The sequence below is a fragment of the Sphingobacterium sp. Mn56C genome, assembly GCF_049319645.1.
Lineage (GTDB): Bacteria > Bacteroidota > Bacteroidia > Sphingobacteriales > Sphingobacteriaceae > Sphingobacterium.
In genome coordinates this window covers 158,648-173,281 of sequence record NZ_JBMOUC010000008.1, presented here as the reverse complement: position 1 = coordinate 173,281, position 14,634 = coordinate 158,648, and the positions used below count along the sequence as shown (strand labels likewise).

Sequence of the window (14,634 nt, the reverse complement as noted above, 5' to 3'; positions counted from 1 at the left end):
TCGTTGGAATTGTAGTAGTTTTGAGTTATGCATAGTTTAGAAATGGAAGAGTTTTATAATAACCTTTTTCGAAAGCAAGAGGAATTTTTGGATATGCCATCCAACAGACGCATCGTTGCATGGGCTAAAAATGTGTTGCATCTATTATTCCCCGAGCGAGATTCGAAAGGTTTTACCCATGTCGACGATTTAATTGAGGCCTTTAAAGCGGCAGAGGTGGAATTGTACAGCATTTTAACAAAAACAAAAGCTTGCGCTAGTTGTGATAATAAGGTAATCGCTGAAAAGTTTTTTCTTTCCTTACCGACGTTATACGCACTAATGCAAACAGATGCTGAAGCTATGCTTACTGGCGATCCTGCAGCACGTAGTATGCGCGAGGTAATACGTACCTACCCAGGTTTTACGGCCATTGCCATCTTTAGAATGGCGCACGCCCTATGGAAATATGGTGTTCCGTTGATTCCACGTATTTTAACCGAATATGCGCATTCTAAGACAGGAATAGATATACATCCGGGGGCACAGATTGGGAAGTACCTGTATATTGATCATGGTACAGGCATCGTGATTGGCGAAACGACCATTATCGGCGACCATGTAAAGCTGTATCAGGGGGTTACGCTGGGCGCATTAAGTGTGGAGAAATATATGGCCGATACGCAGCGCCATCCTATAATTCAAGACCATGTTATCATCTATGCCGGTGCCACAATTTTAGGTGGCGATACCGTCATTGGTCATCATGCAATAATTGGCGGTAATGTTTGGCTTACGAATAGTGTAGAGCCTTATACACGTGTTTATCATCAACCTAATTCTAAATTTATAGATACAAAACCTGTATAGTAATGGGAAAAATAATCGATACAATTGGAAATACTCCATTGGTAGAAGTAACAGGCTTTCATACGAACGCTAAGGTTAAGATCTTCGCTAAACTGGAAGGAAATAATCCTGGCGGCTCTGTAAAAGATAGACCCGCCTTAAATATGATTCGCTCGGCCATAGAACGTGGGGATATTAAAACGGGGGATAAACTTATTGAGGCTACCAGTGGTAATACCGGCATAGCGTTGGCTATGATTGCGAGTTTGTATGGAATGGAACTGGAGCTGGTAATGCCCGTTTCGTCTACACGCGAGCGTACATTGACTATGGAAGCATTTGGTGCTAAAGTAACCCTGTTAGAAAATATGGAAGTTTGTCGCGATTATGCCGAGGAGAAAGCAGTGAAAGAGGGGGTATTTATTTTAAACCAATTTGCAAATCCGGACAATTACAGCGCCCATATTAAAACTACCGGCCCCGAAATATGGCGGGATACGGAGGGTAAGATTACCCATTTTGTTAGTGCTATGGGCACAACAGGCACTATTATGGGCAATTCGATATTTTTGAAAGAGCAGAATGCATCCATACAAATAGTAGGCTGCCAACCCACCGAATCGTCGGCAATTCCGGGTATTCGTAGGTGGCCTAAAGCATATTTACCGAAAATATTCGATGCCAGCAGGGTAGACCGTATTATTGATATCGACCAAAACGATGCCGTGCAGCGCACGCGTGAACTCACCAAACATGCGGGTATTTTTGCAGGCATGAGTACAGGCGGAGCATTTCATGCTGCCCTGCAGGTAGCCAATGAGATCGATGCGGGGCTTATTGTTTTTATTGCCTGCGACCGTGGTGATCGCTACCTAAGTTCAGATCTGTTTGGCTAAGGATATAAACCTTTAACAACCCTAATGCGTCTTATTTTGTAAACCGCATTAGGGTTGTATTGCCTGCCATAAGTTGTAAGAAATTTTCAGAAAGAATATAATTATTTACCTTTTCCAGTTGTTCTAAATATAAGGCTTCTCCAGGGCCATAACCCTCACAGTATTTTTTTGTAGCACCAATATTTTCAAACGAGATAAAATTTTCGTCGGTTTTTACATGGCCAAAGTAATTGTTACAGCCTGTGTTGCCCGTTATTTTACGGTTATCCATATGGAAATTTAAAGTAGGCATTTTTCCGGGAAAATTTTTCTTCAGTTCTAGGTCCACAGCATTCAAGTAATCCAGTGTCCAATTGCCTTCCAAGGACAAACGTTCCGTTGCCACTTTACGGGGCATAAATTTAGCTATAGGTTTATTAACCCTATTAAGAAACGTTAATACAGAATCGGTCACATCAATATGTGTAGTGCTGGTCAGCACATTTTTAAAGCTATTTTCAACGTCCATATCTTCACAAGCCATCATCGTCGACATACCTTGATAAAATTTTATACTCAGGTTTGGTTTTAACTCAAAGGTACCTGCAAGCCCATTACATCCGCCACTAGCCGTATAGCTGGAAGCATATTTGTCGAACGACATGAAGGCCTCTTTTCCGTTTACCTTTTCGGCAACAATTTTTCCATCGAGCTCTTTTATCTGCCAAGAAGTACCATAAAAAACATCTTCCAGGTTGGTTAATGTTTGCGTATTGCTGTTACGTTTTGTCGCACATGCACTTAATAACACAACGGCGAATAAGGCGAAAAAAATAGAAATATGTTTCATTAGCGTATATTGAGTTCTTTCTGAATTACCCTATTTTAACGTTTTTTCAGGCTATACCGCTACAGCGGCAAGCGGAAATATAAAAAAAGAGCCATTTCCAAGGCAGGAAATAGCTCTTCAAAGAATCCATATGGGAAAAATTAAATACCCAGTTTAGATCTGATTTCTTTTTGGATAGAATTTTTATGCACCAAAATAGAGATGGTTTTAAATCTTACGTACTCCTTCGTCACGTAAATATATCCCTTATAATCGTTAGTTGCTCCCCAAGAGTTTTTAACGATATAGTATTCTTTACCATTTTGGTCCTTAACGATACCTACAATATGCATACCATGGTCGTCTGTTGTAGAGTAGTCGTCAAAAGCTTGCTGGCGTTGTTCTTCAGTAATAGAAGCCTCCTTTTTAGGGCCATTGAATAAGTCTGCCTGCTCATCTTTCGTCATGCTTTCAATTTCTTTTTCAGGAACAAAAGCCACACCATTTTTCCAGCTGAAGTATTTTTCCGACACATCTGTAGCCCAAGCTACGGTGTAACCATTTTGTAATGCATTATCGATAATACTAGTCATGTCGTTCATTTTTACATTATAAAAACTCTCGAACGACCAGTTGTCCTGGATTAATAAGACAAAAGGTTTGTAGTATTCATGGTCTTTAAAGGAAGTGATACCCACATAATCATTCGGGTTGATACCGATCACCTGATCTGCAAAAGTGCGAGGTGTATAGTTTTTTCCTTTGTAGGTAAAATTCTGTGGCGGCACCCCTAAGTAAGCATCCATAACGCCAGTAACCGCTTTTTGCCAGTTAGGTGTTAGTTTTTTGTTTTTAACAATACTTTGATTTACACTTTGCAAAATATTCGTCATTTCCGAGAAATTATTACGCGTTTGGCCTTCCCGTAATCCTGTATAAACCTCCTGCGGAACGGCGCCATATTTTTTGAAAATAGTAAGCACATCGTGCAACTGACCACCCTCACCCTGAGCTTGGTCGCCATGTAAACGAACAAAGGTTTTCGCTTTTTCTAAATACGTATGATAAGCCGTATAAATCTGAGAAATTTCTACAGGCTGTTTTCCTAGGCGAATCATTTCAGACTCCAGAAACGAGTTACCCGAATAAGACCAACAAGTTCCCGATGAGCCTTGATCTTTAATGGATGTATTTCCTAGATTGATAACCTGTGTAAAAACAAAACCATCTTTGCTCTTGTCGCTAACGTTATTTTTTAAAGCGTTAATAAGATTGTCTTGTGCAAAGGATGTGGCAGAGGTTGCCATCAATGCTGCTGCAATAAATAGAGATTTTCTCCAATTCATATTGATAAGATGTTAATTTTATGCTAAGATAAAAGTTTATCCCTTCTTTTGCATTGCTTTTCCTGTAAAAATACTGTATCTATCGTAACTATTTTTCCTTATACAAGGGAATATCGATAAAAAATTTTGTTCCGATATTAAGTTTAGTCTCAAAACGTATTTTGCCCCCCATGCCATCAATAGTTTGTTTCACAAACGCTAAGCCCAGACCTGTTCCTGAACTTTTAGTAGTGAAATTAGGTCTGAAAATATTAGGAAGAACATCATCTGCAATACCAAAACCATTATCTTGCACGATAATCTGCACCAAATCGGCTGATAACAAGCTAACCTCGATATCAATTTTATGTTTCCTTCTATTTGACGACGCCTCGATAGCATTTTTTAATAAGTTGTTGAATGTACGTAAAAGCTGATCGCGGTCTCCATATACCATAACCTCCTCCATGCCGGTGTTGTTCAACAAGGTTATTGTTGTGTTTTGGTTATGCATATAAACATCCTTAGACTTTGATATTTTGGTTAATATATTGATGGGCGCTAATTTTGTATCGGGCAGTTTCGCAAAAGCCGAAAACTCCGACGCAATATGCGCTAGCGCGTCGATCTGCTCAATAAAAGAATTAGAAACCCTTTCGAAGCGTTCATTCAATCGCGGATCATTTTCTTTAAAAGATCTATTGAGCTGCTGTATACCCAGCTTCATGGGCGTTAAAGGATTTTTAATTTCATGTGCAACCTGCTGAGCCATCTCCCGCCAGGCACTTTCACGCTCCGCATTGCGCAGCTGTTTGGCATTTTCCTCCAACTTGACCAACATATAATTGTACTCCTTGATGAGAACCCCGATTTCATCGTTTTTTTCCCAATACAAAGGTTCGTTTGACGCTCCGCCCAAGTTTGTTTGCGCAAGTTTACGGCCAATAATTTTCAAAGGTTGGGTAATTTTATTGGAGATATATACCGATAGAAATGCAAAAGTGATGGTGATGATGGTAAAAATATTCAATATGGTATTTAGAATAGCATGCTTGCTCGACGTTTCCATTTCGCTCGAATTAAAATAGGGAACACCGATATAAGCCACGGTATTGTAATTGTTATTTTTAATTGGCGCATAATAAATGTCATAGTTGAAATCGCCGATAAACTCCTTGTTTACAGTTTCAGTTTTCTTTAATACATTCAGGTCAATATAAGCATCCGGGTTTATGTAATTTGAAATTAACTTTTCGTTGTATATTTTAGGCTGTGTAGAGAAGAAAAGCTTTCCATTTTTATCGTACAAATTAAATTCTGCTACCATCACATCCGACATAACCATCATTACATTGGTTAGGTTTTCCATCTCTGTTAAACCATTTTTTTCCAGCACCTTAATTTCAAGATTATTCGATAAGTTAGAAACAAAAGAAAGCTTTTGATTTTCAGAGTTTTTCTGTGTCTGATAGCTGATACTAAAAAATGTTATCATACCCGATATTACGATAGCAATAATGACCGAAGTAATCACCAACGTTTGAATACGTGTGCTATAGCGGATTTTTGAAAAAAGAACGCGGATTTGATAGTTTACATTATGTATACGGAAGTCGTCCTTCGCATATCTTAATATAATGGATACCAAAACCTGAAGGAGCGAGGTAAAGACATACAAAATTAAAAAGATAATCGATGCAATAGCAATAAACTGCCAATACGACTGGTACGGTTTACTCACAATAATCAGTGTTTCTTTGTTGGCTTTATAAATTAAATGATAAAAACCGTCGTTTCCGTCGTATGTGGTGAAAGTATGGCTTTTCTGCGGATAATTTAAATCGAGATTAGAATAGGTATATTTCCCTTTTTGCGTTATTAAATTATGATTTTTATACAAGGCAAAACTAACCTTGTCTAAGTTGTCGGGTATATAATTGTTTGCATTAGTTTCGGCCATTAAAGATTCGTACGGCTGGTAGGAGTAGAGGTCCTTACTTTTAAAATCTAAAATAATGGTGGCATTTTTATTATCTTCCAACGGAATATTTATAATAGAGAAATATTCGTAGCTACCAACTTCAGAAGGTGCCTTATAAAACAACGTAGACTCGCTAAGCTTAATGGAGCTATTAATGACTTTCTCACGAAATTCTGCCATCATATCGCTGGAATAATTGCCTATGGGCTTACTATTAAAGTAATAATAACCATTGAATTCGTATTTAGAAAGGTACCCCAGTAAGTATTTACGCTTTATATATTCATTAACAACCTTAGTATCGTTGGTTTTTGCCGATAAGGTTATCATTTTTTTTAGTTGGTTATCTTTTAATATTTCAGTCTCAACATCATAAAATAAAGGTATCGCCGTAATATCCTCACCTGCTTCCAATGTTTTAAGAATATCTTTCATTTGCTCCTGCTGCGCACTTTTATAAGCATCGGCATACTTTATAGTCGATATTAAAGCCAGAGTAATGAGCGATACTACACGTGTAGAGATGTTATTATCTTTAAAAATTGTGGGGTCTAAAGAATGAATCATTATTAAAAGACCAATCAACACGTTAATGAGGCTGAAGTCTTTAAAAATGGCCGTTAGTATTAAAAACTGTACAAGCACAATAAGCTGAATATTCAGATTTATGGTTGTTTTCCTACAGATAACCTTGCCAAATGCCAGGGTGAGGTCTATGAGTAAGATTAAAGAAAGGATATTAATACAGAAAATTACAACCTTAATAAATATCAAGTTATCCAAGTAAAATAACTGATCCATATCATTATTTGATGACGACGACGACTGCGCAACAAGGGTGCTCATTCTGTCGAATATCAAATTGATAACAATGTATAACAAGGTTAAAGCGAGGTAAAATATTACCGCTCCCAATCTTTCGTTTTTCAGTTTCGTAGGGATTTTTATATGCTTACGGATATAAATACAGAAACAGATAAGCCAAAGGATGGCAAGGCTATTTAATAAAAATGCCCATAGATTTGGTGTAAAATAATTAAGTGCATACACCTTTTGGTTAAAAATATCCAAATTCGTCGTATTGGTAAGCCAGTTGGCCTCCAGGTCCAATATCCGGACGAAAGTCAGCGTAACGGCCATGGCAAAAATGGCCATATAAGGCCTGCCGGAGCGCGCCTTGGACACACAAATATTGTTTATTAAGCCTACAAAAGTTAGCATGCCTAAAGTCCAGAACAGTAGCTGTATACGCAAGAAAATATTGTTGTGTTTGCCTTCAATCAGCTTAACAGAAAACAAGTAAAGCTGATCGCGGGAATACACATTTTTAATGTTCTCCGAGTCGTTGAAATTCGCTAAGCGCAGGTTATCAATATTTAAATAATTAAAAAACTGAGATTCCTTTTTGTTGGCTTCGCCGGTACCAAAATCTTTGATTATAGGAACCAAGGCTAAAATATTAACCTCGTCAGATATTTTTTTCTGCTTAACGACAAAAGAGAAATTGTCGGATTTAATAAAGTTTACATCCCCCCTAAAGCCAGCTTCCGTCTCTGGAACATAGGTATTAGAGCTCCAGAATATAGGCTTTCCATATTTATAGATGTACAGAAATATATAGCGGTCTGCGAAGCGTTTAGCTATTTCTTTAACCTGTAAGGGGTAGCGTTCGCTGTTTATAAATGTTTTCAGCAACAATGAATCTTGAAAAATATAATCAACCTCGACCTCTTTTTGATGTATACGTTCCGTAAGTGTACTGGTCTCCATATTAAGAATATCAACATCCGATATGGAGTTTTTGATGGTTATTGCTGTCGCAATAAAGGAGAATGTAAGTACAAGTAAGAGAATACGGATTTTATTCTTCATTGGTGTTGTAATTGTAAGTATACAAAGCGCAATAGCTCAGTTTGCTAAGATAGAAATTACATTTTAGATATAGGAGGACCGACACCATATTTGCGCAAACAAAAAGCCCCAATCCTAAGATTGGGGCCTTAAACTTAAAAAGTATCGATACTATTTAGTTTTCTTTTCGTCGCCTTCCATTTGCTCTTTTAATTGAGCTAATACATCAAGGTCACCTAAAGTAGATTTCTCAACAGAATCTTTCACTTTTTTCACTGCGCTAGAAGCTGCTTTAGCATCTTTTTTGCGTGAGTTAGATTCTTCTTTACGAGCTTCTTCTTTAGCATCTTCCCAAATACGAGAGTGCGAAATTACTAAACGTTTGTTTTCTTTGTTGAATTCGATGATTTTGAATTCGGTAACATCATCAACTTTCAATGCAGCACCGTCTTCTTTTACAGAGTGTTTCGAAGGACAGAAACCTTCAACACCGTACTGTAAAGCTACGATATCACCTTTATCACCAACTTTGATTACTGTACCTTCGTGGATTGAACCTTCTGTAAAGATAGTTTCAAAAGTATCCCAAGGGTTTTCTTCTAGTTGTTTGTGACCTAAAGATAATTTACGGTTTTCTTCGTCAAGTTCAAGAACAACAACCTCTAAAGTTTCACCTACTTTAGTGAATTCGTTAGGGTGGTTAATTTTTCTAGACCAAGAAAGATCAGAGATATGGATTAAACCATCGATACCGTCTTCAAGTTCAACAAATACACCGAAGTTAGTCATGTTTTTAACAACAGCAGATTGTTTAGAACCTACAGGGTAACGCTCTGTAATATTTTGCCATGGATCTGGAGTCAATTGTTTGATACCTAAGCTCATTTTACGATCTTCACGATCTAACGTTAAGATTTGAGCTTCGATTTCGTCACCAACTTTTAAGAACTCCTGAGGAGAGCGTAAGTTTTGTGACCACGACATTTCAGATACGTGGATTAAACCTTCAACACCAGGGATGATTTCTAAGAAAGCACCGTAATCTGCAACAGTTACGATTTTACCTTTCACTTTAGAACCAATTTCTAATGCTTGGTCTAAAGATTCCCAAGGGTGCTCAGAAAGTTGTTTCAATCCTAAAGCGATACGTTTTTTCTCATCGTCAAAATCAAGAACTACAACATTGATAGTTTGATCTAATGCCAATACCTCTTTTGGATGCTCGATACGACCCCAAGAAATGTCTGTAATGTGAAGTAAACCATCAACACCACCTAAATCGATGAACACACCGAAATCTGTAATGTTTTTAACCGTACCTTCTAATACTTGACCTTTTTCTAGTTTCGCAACGATTTCTGATTTTTGGTTTTCTAAATCGTCTTCGATTAATACTTTGTGCGATACTACTACGTTTTTGAATTCGTGGTTAATTTTTACCACTTTAAATTCCATAGTTTTACCAACGTAAACATCGTAGTCACGGATAGGTTTGATATCGATTTGAGATCCAGGTAAGAAAGCTTCTACACCTTTGATGTCAACGATTAAACCACCTTTAGTACGAGATTTAACGAAACCATCGATAATAGCATCATTTTCTAATGCCTCATTGATAGCTTCCCAAGATTTTTGTGTTTTAGCACGTTTGCGAGACAATACCAATTGACCGTTTGCATCTTCTTGAGACTCAACGAATACGTCAACAGTATCACCTACTTTTAAGTCAGGTAAGTCACGGAACTCAGTTTTCGCTACAAGACCATCAGATTTAAAACCTACGTTTAAAACTACATCTTTATTGTTGATAGAAACAACAATACCTTCAATAATTTCACCTTGGTTAATTTGATTGAAAGTTCCAGCATACTGCTCTTCTAATTTAGTACGCTCTGTATCGCTGTAGTTACCGAAAGATTTCTCATCTAAATCCCAATCGAAGTCACCTTCAGGAGTGCTCCAGGTATTAGATTTGATTTGGTCGATTAAGTTTGCATCTGCTTCAGATTCAATCTTTTCAGTGTCTTTCACTACTTTAGTGTCAGCACCTTGTAGCTCTGCGTTTTTCGCCGCTAACTCTTTTTCTGCTTCTTGTTTTTTTGCCATTAATTAATTTTCTCCTTTTTCCTACGTTGTAGGAAGTGCAAAGATACGAAAAACTTTTATTTACAATATTTTATGTGAAAAAAAATCCGAGGCAACGATTTGCTATAAACCCTGCTGCATAGGCATACAGATGGCAGCAGGTAATAACATACGGTTTAAGGCATTATTTAAAGCCGTATAAAAACTATTCATCCTCCTTTTTGAAGGAGTTGTAAACTTTTGGTTTAACGATTCTTATGCTCTGTTTAGACAGTGTAATGCTCGCATTTAATTCAAAGCCAATCAGGAGGATTAATGAATTCAGGTACATCCAGATCATCATAACAATGATGGTTCCGATAGAGCCGTAAAGCTTATTGTAGGCGTTAAAATTATTGATATAAAAAACAAAACCCGAGAACGTAAGAATAGCCAATAGCGTAGCTAAAGTTGCTCCGGGGCTAAAAAATTTCCATCGTTTAGAATTCGATGGTGCAAATTTGTAAAGAATGCTAACCGTAAAGAAGTAAATGCCGAATAGAATAATCCAGCGCGCAGCTTTAATGGTGAAAGTCCAAAACCAAGCGATATCATAAGCAATATGATCCTTTAAATAGCGTATAATAATGCCAGCCCCCGTAAAGACCCCAATACCTATAAAAAGCGCTATTACAATGGCAAAAGATAAACATACCGCCGTAAAGCGGCGGCGAATCCAGCTTCTTTTTTCCTTGGATAAGGAAAACTTGTTGAACGCCATGGTTAAGTTGGCAACGCCATTACTGGCAAAAAATGTGGACAGCAAAAAACCAAAGGACAGCAAGCCACCGTTTTGTTTACGTATAATATCATCCAAAGTAGACTCTATGGCCGAGTACGCATCATGTGGGATTACAATAGCCAAGAAATCCATTAATTCCTGTTGGAAATTGGTGATGGGTAAGTAAGGAATCAGCGTAAACAAGAAGATAATACCCGGAAAAATTGCCAGCATAAAATTATAAGCTAGGGAGGAGGCTTTATTTAGTATAGACTCTCTTTTAATCTCCTGGAAAAAAAAAGTAGCCACCGTATACAGCGGAAGTTTGCCAAAGCCAGGAAGCACAGCAGTTTTGCTCCATTCGATAAACTTATCGTAGGGTTTAAGGAGTAATAAACTGTTGTGAAGTTTATGCATAGGCTAGGTACTAAAATAAGGGTTCATTTTATCCATAAAAATCTGTGGCGGCTTGCAGGGTTTATTTTTCTTTCGATCGACAAACACCAATTGTGTATTACCTGTATTTAACAACGCTCCAGCCTCATCAAATATTTCATATTCAAATTTTATACGTATACCAGGTTTTTCACGGATTGTAGTCCTTATTGTGATTAAGGTATCGTAGGTCGCAGGTTTAATGTATCTACTATAAAGCTCCATTACAGGGAGCATAACGCCCATTTCTTCCAATTCCTTGTACGTTATACCCGTATGCCTCAACATTTCTGTTCTTCCAATTTCATAAAACGCCGCATAATTGCCATAATAAACATAGCCCATTTGATCCGTTTCGGCATACCTTATGCGGGTATTGTGTTCGTGTACAAACATATAAACCTATTATTTCTTAATATTTCTTTCGTCCAGTGCTTTTTGGAATTTTCTAGCATTAATTAAATGCTCCTCCACCGTTTTCGCAAAGGCATGGTAACCCGAGAAATCTTCTTTAGCACACATATAAATAAAGTCATGGCTCGCAGGGTTCAATACCGCATCGATCGCAGCGATGGGCGGCATATTGATAGGTCCCGGCGGAAGCCCCTTATAGCGGTAGGTATTATACGGATTATCAATGGTAAGGTGTTTATTTAAAACCCTACGGATGGTAAAATCATTATTAGCGAATATTACGGTCGGGTCAGCCTGCAATAACATCCCTTTTTTTAATCTATTCAAATACAATTCCGCGATCAATGGCATTTCATCCGTATGCAGCGCCTCCCCACGTACGATAGACGCTAAGGTAGAAACCTCAATAGGTGTCAGGTTTTGCGCTTTAGCTTGTTCTAACCGCTTCGCTGTCCAGAAGGATTTATATTCGGTATACAACCTATCGATAACTTTTTCTGCAGGCGTATTCCAATAAATTTCATAGGTATTCGGAATAAACATGGCTAAGAAATTATCCAGGTTAAAACCATACTGTTCTGCTAAGGCGCTATCGTTGAGTAAGGCGGAAAATTTTGTTGAATCAGCCTCAAAATTTTGCCCTAATACTGCGGCTAAATTTTCTTTTAAACGAATATTGCTAAAACGTAACTTAACGGCTTCCTGAAAGCCACCGCGTAAATTTCCTATAAAAGCGCGGTTGCTCATGCCAGGAGATAATTTATAACGCCCGGGATTTACACGCTGTGGATACTTCATCGTTTTAGCGACATAATCAAAAACCTCCGGATTTTCGACGATTTTTTCATCGCGTAAGCGTTGTAAAACCTCCGCATAGGTATCTCCGCTATGCACAAAAAAATACGTTTTGTTGGCGGTAACAGAAGGGCCTAAAAATGCCTGGTAAGCTTTAATACCAATAAATGAACCGCCCAAAAGGACAATAATAATAAGTATTCCTAACCACTTAGGGAAAGTTTTTTTTGCTGCCATAGTAAGAATTAATTATTGGATAAGGTAAGGTTTATCGGTGTCCCTAGGCTTACTAAACGTGCTGTAGAATCGGGCGACTGGGCAATAACCTTTGCCGTAAGGCTATCGGTAATATTACCTGAAATGGAACCCAAAGTAAGCCCTAAACCTCGAAGCGCAAATTTAGCTTCCACCAAGGTATAGTTTAATAAAATAGGAACCTCCACCTCATTGGCACCGCGACCGTTGCCCAACACCAAGGTAATTGTAGAGCCTTTAGATATCATACGTCCAGGTTTTATCGATTGCCCGCCGAATTTTACATCCAGCACAACATCGCGGGCAATATCATTTACATAAACGGTATCGCCAACCTTTAGCGAATGATTACGGAGAATGGCAGAAGCTTCAATAAGGTTCTTTTCAACGACCTGCGGGAAGCTAACCTCGGGTGCTACCTGTGTAATAATAGTAAGGTAAATTGTACGCCCACCTTTTACCAGTGCCGACGCCTCTGGATCCTGCTCAATGACCAAACCAGGTTTAGCATCCATCTGGTAGACAGAGTCAATTTTATACGCTAAACCAGCTTTTGCCAGGGTATTTTTAGCCTCTTCAATGCTTAAGCCCTTCAGTACAGGGACCTCCAAAGCATCTCCATGCTTGGTATAAATTTTAAGACCAAAATAAATCAATAAAAATAACGCGATAATGGTTGCTATTAAGAAAATCAAAGTTTTCCTGAACACATCCGTTCGCAGATATAAAAGTAGTTTAGACATGAAATAATATTTATTCGCCGATAGAATTGTTTGTTAAAATTTAAATTTCCTGTAAAGATAAATTATCTATTTGTAATTTTTATACACTCCAAGCGCAGTTGCGCTGTGCAGACGGCTCTTTAAATACAAACCCTAAAAGTACAAAAGCATAAAGTGCGCCAATTTTATCCCGATGTATGAAAATTAATTTATTATAGGGGATAGAAACGACGCTGCAAATATAAGAAAGCCCGAGTTAATACCTATAGAATATACAGTTTTGGAAACCCGAAATTAAGGAATGCCGATTTGTTGTTGTAAATGTATTTAAAACAATAGTATATTTGGACAAGGTAGCCGGTTAACGCATTTTTTTTTCCACGAAAAAATCAAATAACAGGCTTCTGAGGCCCATTGTTGGCACCCATAAGTATATAAAAATGAAAACTAAAGTTGCGCTAATTACCGGAGGATATACCGGAGAAGCAGAAGTATCTTACAAAAGTTCGGCTTTTGTATACAGTAAATTAGATAAGGAGAAGTTCGATGTATATATCATCGATATAACCACTGACGGTTGGTTTTACGTCGGTGATGATGGCACGCAGTACAGGATTAACAAAAATAATTTTACCATCGATCTAAACGGTATCGTTGTTACTTTTGATGTAGCCTTAATTATTTTACACGGTACACCAGGAGAAGACGGAAGGTTACAAAGTTATTTTGATTTGGTTAATTTGCCATATAGCTCCTGTAATGCATTGACGTCTGCCTTAACCATGAATAAAGGATACACCAAAGCCATATTAACAGATATCCCTGAAATGCATACCGCCAAGTCTGTACTACTCTTCGAAAGCCATCGTGCAGAGGCTGCGCGTTTGGTGCAAGAAAAGCTGACGTTACCCTATTTTGTGAAACCCAATGCCGGAGGATCCAGTATTGGTATGACCAAGGTAAAGGCCCTAGACCAACTAGAAGAAGCCTTAGAAAAGGCCTACAATGCGGAGAATACAGGGCAGCAAGTACTGGTTGAAGAATTTGTAACAGGGCGTGAGTTTTCGCAAGGGATATTCCGAAATGCAAAGGGTGATCTTGTGGTTCTTCCGGCCACGGAGGTACGTACCACGCGCGAGTTTTTTGACTTCGAAGCGAAGTATGTTGCCGGGTTGACCGAGGAAATTACGCCTGCAGATTTAACGGAAGCGCAGCAGGAGCGTAGCGCAGGTATACTAAAAGAAATTTATATCCGTTTAAACTGTTCCGGTATGGTACGGATAGATTATTTTCTGGAGCAAGGGACGGATAATTTTTATTTTATAGAAATTAATACCATTCCAGGGCAGACAGCACAAAGCTTTATCCCACAGCAGGTGCGCGCATTTGGCATGGAGGCAGGCGATTTTTATGCCGAAATTATCCAGGCAGCACTGGCAAAATAGACGCAATGTAATATAAAACTATAGACTAGGGAAT

Annotated in this window: 11 protein-coding genes; 3 read left to right on the top strand and 8 right to left on the bottom strand. The window is 38.2% G+C overall.

Annotated elements, in window-relative coordinates; genetic code table 11:
- Positions 1–27: 27 nt before the first annotated feature.
- Entirely contained in the window at positions 28–849 is an 822-nt protein-coding gene (gene epsC / locus ACL9RF_RS16540) for a serine O-acetyltransferase EpsC (RefSeq protein ID WP_422801749.1), read from the top strand.
- A 2-nt stretch (positions 850–851) separates the two neighbouring features.
- Complete coding sequence (gene cysM, locus ACL9RF_RS16535) at positions 852–1,724, top strand: cysteine synthase CysM (protein WP_422801748.1); 873 nt, start codon at positions 852–854, stop codon at positions 1,722–1,724.
- Positions 1,725–1,755: 31 nt separating this feature from the next.
- Here cysM and ACL9RF_RS16530 read toward each other — a convergent pair whose 3' ends face one another.
- The 8 genes from ACL9RF_RS16530 to ACL9RF_RS16495 form a co-directional block, all read right to left on the bottom strand.
- A complete protein-coding gene (locus tag ACL9RF_RS16530; RefSeq protein WP_422801747.1) occupies positions 1,756–2,553 on the bottom strand; it encodes an META domain-containing protein in 798 nt (265 codons plus the stop codon).
- Positions 2,554–2,693: 140 nt separating this feature from the next.
- A complete protein-coding gene (locus tag ACL9RF_RS16525) occupies positions 2,694–3,878 on the bottom strand; it encodes an aminopeptidase C (RefSeq protein ID WP_422801746.1) in 1,185 nt (394 codons plus the stop codon).
- A gap of 88 nt (positions 3,879–3,966) precedes the next feature.
- On the bottom strand, positions 3,967–7,710 hold the full coding sequence (locus ACL9RF_RS16520) for an ATP-binding protein (RefSeq protein ID WP_422801745.1): 3,744 nt from the start codon (positions 7,708–7,710) through the stop codon (positions 3,967–3,969).
- Between the two features lie 150 nt (positions 7,711–7,860).
- Entirely contained in the window at positions 7,861–9,795 is a 1,935-nt protein-coding gene (rpsA, locus tag ACL9RF_RS16515; RefSeq protein WP_422801744.1) for a 30S ribosomal protein S1, read from the bottom strand.
- A gap of 184 nt (positions 9,796–9,979) precedes the next feature.
- Positions 9,980–10,951 (bottom strand): YihY/virulence factor BrkB family protein, encoded by a 972-nt coding sequence (locus ACL9RF_RS16510; RefSeq protein WP_422801743.1) that lies wholly within the window; start codon positions 10,949–10,951, stop codon positions 9,980–9,982.
- 3 nt (positions 10,952–10,954) lie between these two features.
- Entirely contained in the window at positions 10,955–11,365 is a 411-nt protein-coding gene (locus ACL9RF_RS16505; protein WP_422801742.1) for an acyl-CoA thioesterase, read from the bottom strand.
- Positions 11,366–11,374: 9 nt separating this feature from the next.
- Complete coding sequence (gene mltG, locus ACL9RF_RS16500; protein ID WP_422801741.1) at positions 11,375–12,415, bottom strand: endolytic transglycosylase MltG; 1,041 nt, start codon at positions 12,413–12,415, stop codon at positions 11,375–11,377.
- An 8-nt stretch (positions 12,416–12,423) separates the two neighbouring features.
- The gene (locus ACL9RF_RS16495) at positions 12,424–13,176 is read right to left on the bottom strand and encodes a PASTA domain-containing protein (protein WP_422801740.1); all 753 of its coding nucleotides are present in this window, start codon (positions 13,174–13,176) and stop codon (positions 12,424–12,426) included.
- Positions 13,177–13,595: 419 nt separating this feature from the next.
- On the opposite strand from ACL9RF_RS16495, the gene ACL9RF_RS16490 reads away from it, so the two are divergent.
- Positions 13,596–14,600 carry a D-alanine--D-alanine ligase family protein gene (locus ACL9RF_RS16490; protein ID WP_422801739.1) on the top strand — a complete coding sequence of 335 codons (1,005 nt, stop codon included), beginning with the start codon at positions 13,596–13,598 and terminating at the stop codon, positions 14,598–14,600.
- Positions 14,601–14,634 lie beyond the last annotated feature (34 nt).

What these genes read in the sequence shown, in the direction of transcription:
- epsC (WP_422801749.1), top strand. Translation starts at nt 28, where the DNA reads ATGCATAGTTTAGAAATGGAAGAGTTTTATAATAACCTTTTTCGAAAG.
- cysM (WP_422801748.1), top strand. Translation starts at nt 852, where the DNA reads ATGGGAAAAATAATCGATACAATTGGAAATACTCCATTGGTAGAAGTA.
- ACL9RF_RS16530 (WP_422801747.1), bottom strand. Translation starts at nt 2,553, where the DNA reads ATGAAACATATTTCTATTTTTTTCGCCTTATTCGCCGTTGTGTTATTA.
- ACL9RF_RS16525 (WP_422801746.1), bottom strand. Translation starts at nt 3,878, where the DNA reads ATGAATTGGAGAAAATCTCTATTTATTGCAGCAGCATTGATGGCAACC.
- ACL9RF_RS16520 (WP_422801745.1), bottom strand. Translation starts at nt 7,710, where the DNA reads ATGAAGAATAAAATCCGTATTCTCTTACTTGTACTTACATTCTCCTTT.
- rpsA (WP_422801744.1), bottom strand. Translation starts at nt 9,795, where the DNA reads ATGGCAAAAAAACAAGAAGCAGAAAAAGAGTTAGCGGCGAAAAACGCA.
- ACL9RF_RS16510 (WP_422801743.1), bottom strand. Translation starts at nt 10,951, where the DNA reads ATGCATAAACTTCACAACAGTTTATTACTCCTTAAACCCTACGATAAG.
- ACL9RF_RS16505 (WP_422801742.1), bottom strand. Translation starts at nt 11,365, where the DNA reads ATGTTTGTACACGAACACAATACCCGCATAAGGTATGCCGAAACGGAT.
- mltG (WP_422801741.1), bottom strand. Translation starts at nt 12,415, where the DNA reads ATGGCAGCAAAAAAAACTTTCCCTAAGTGGTTAGGAATACTTATTATT.
- ACL9RF_RS16495 (WP_422801740.1), bottom strand. Translation starts at nt 13,176, where the DNA reads ATGTCTAAACTACTTTTATATCTGCGAACGGATGTGTTCAGGAAAACT.
- ACL9RF_RS16490 (WP_422801739.1), top strand. Translation starts at nt 13,596, where the DNA reads ATGAAAACTAAAGTTGCGCTAATTACCGGAGGATATACCGGAGAAGCA.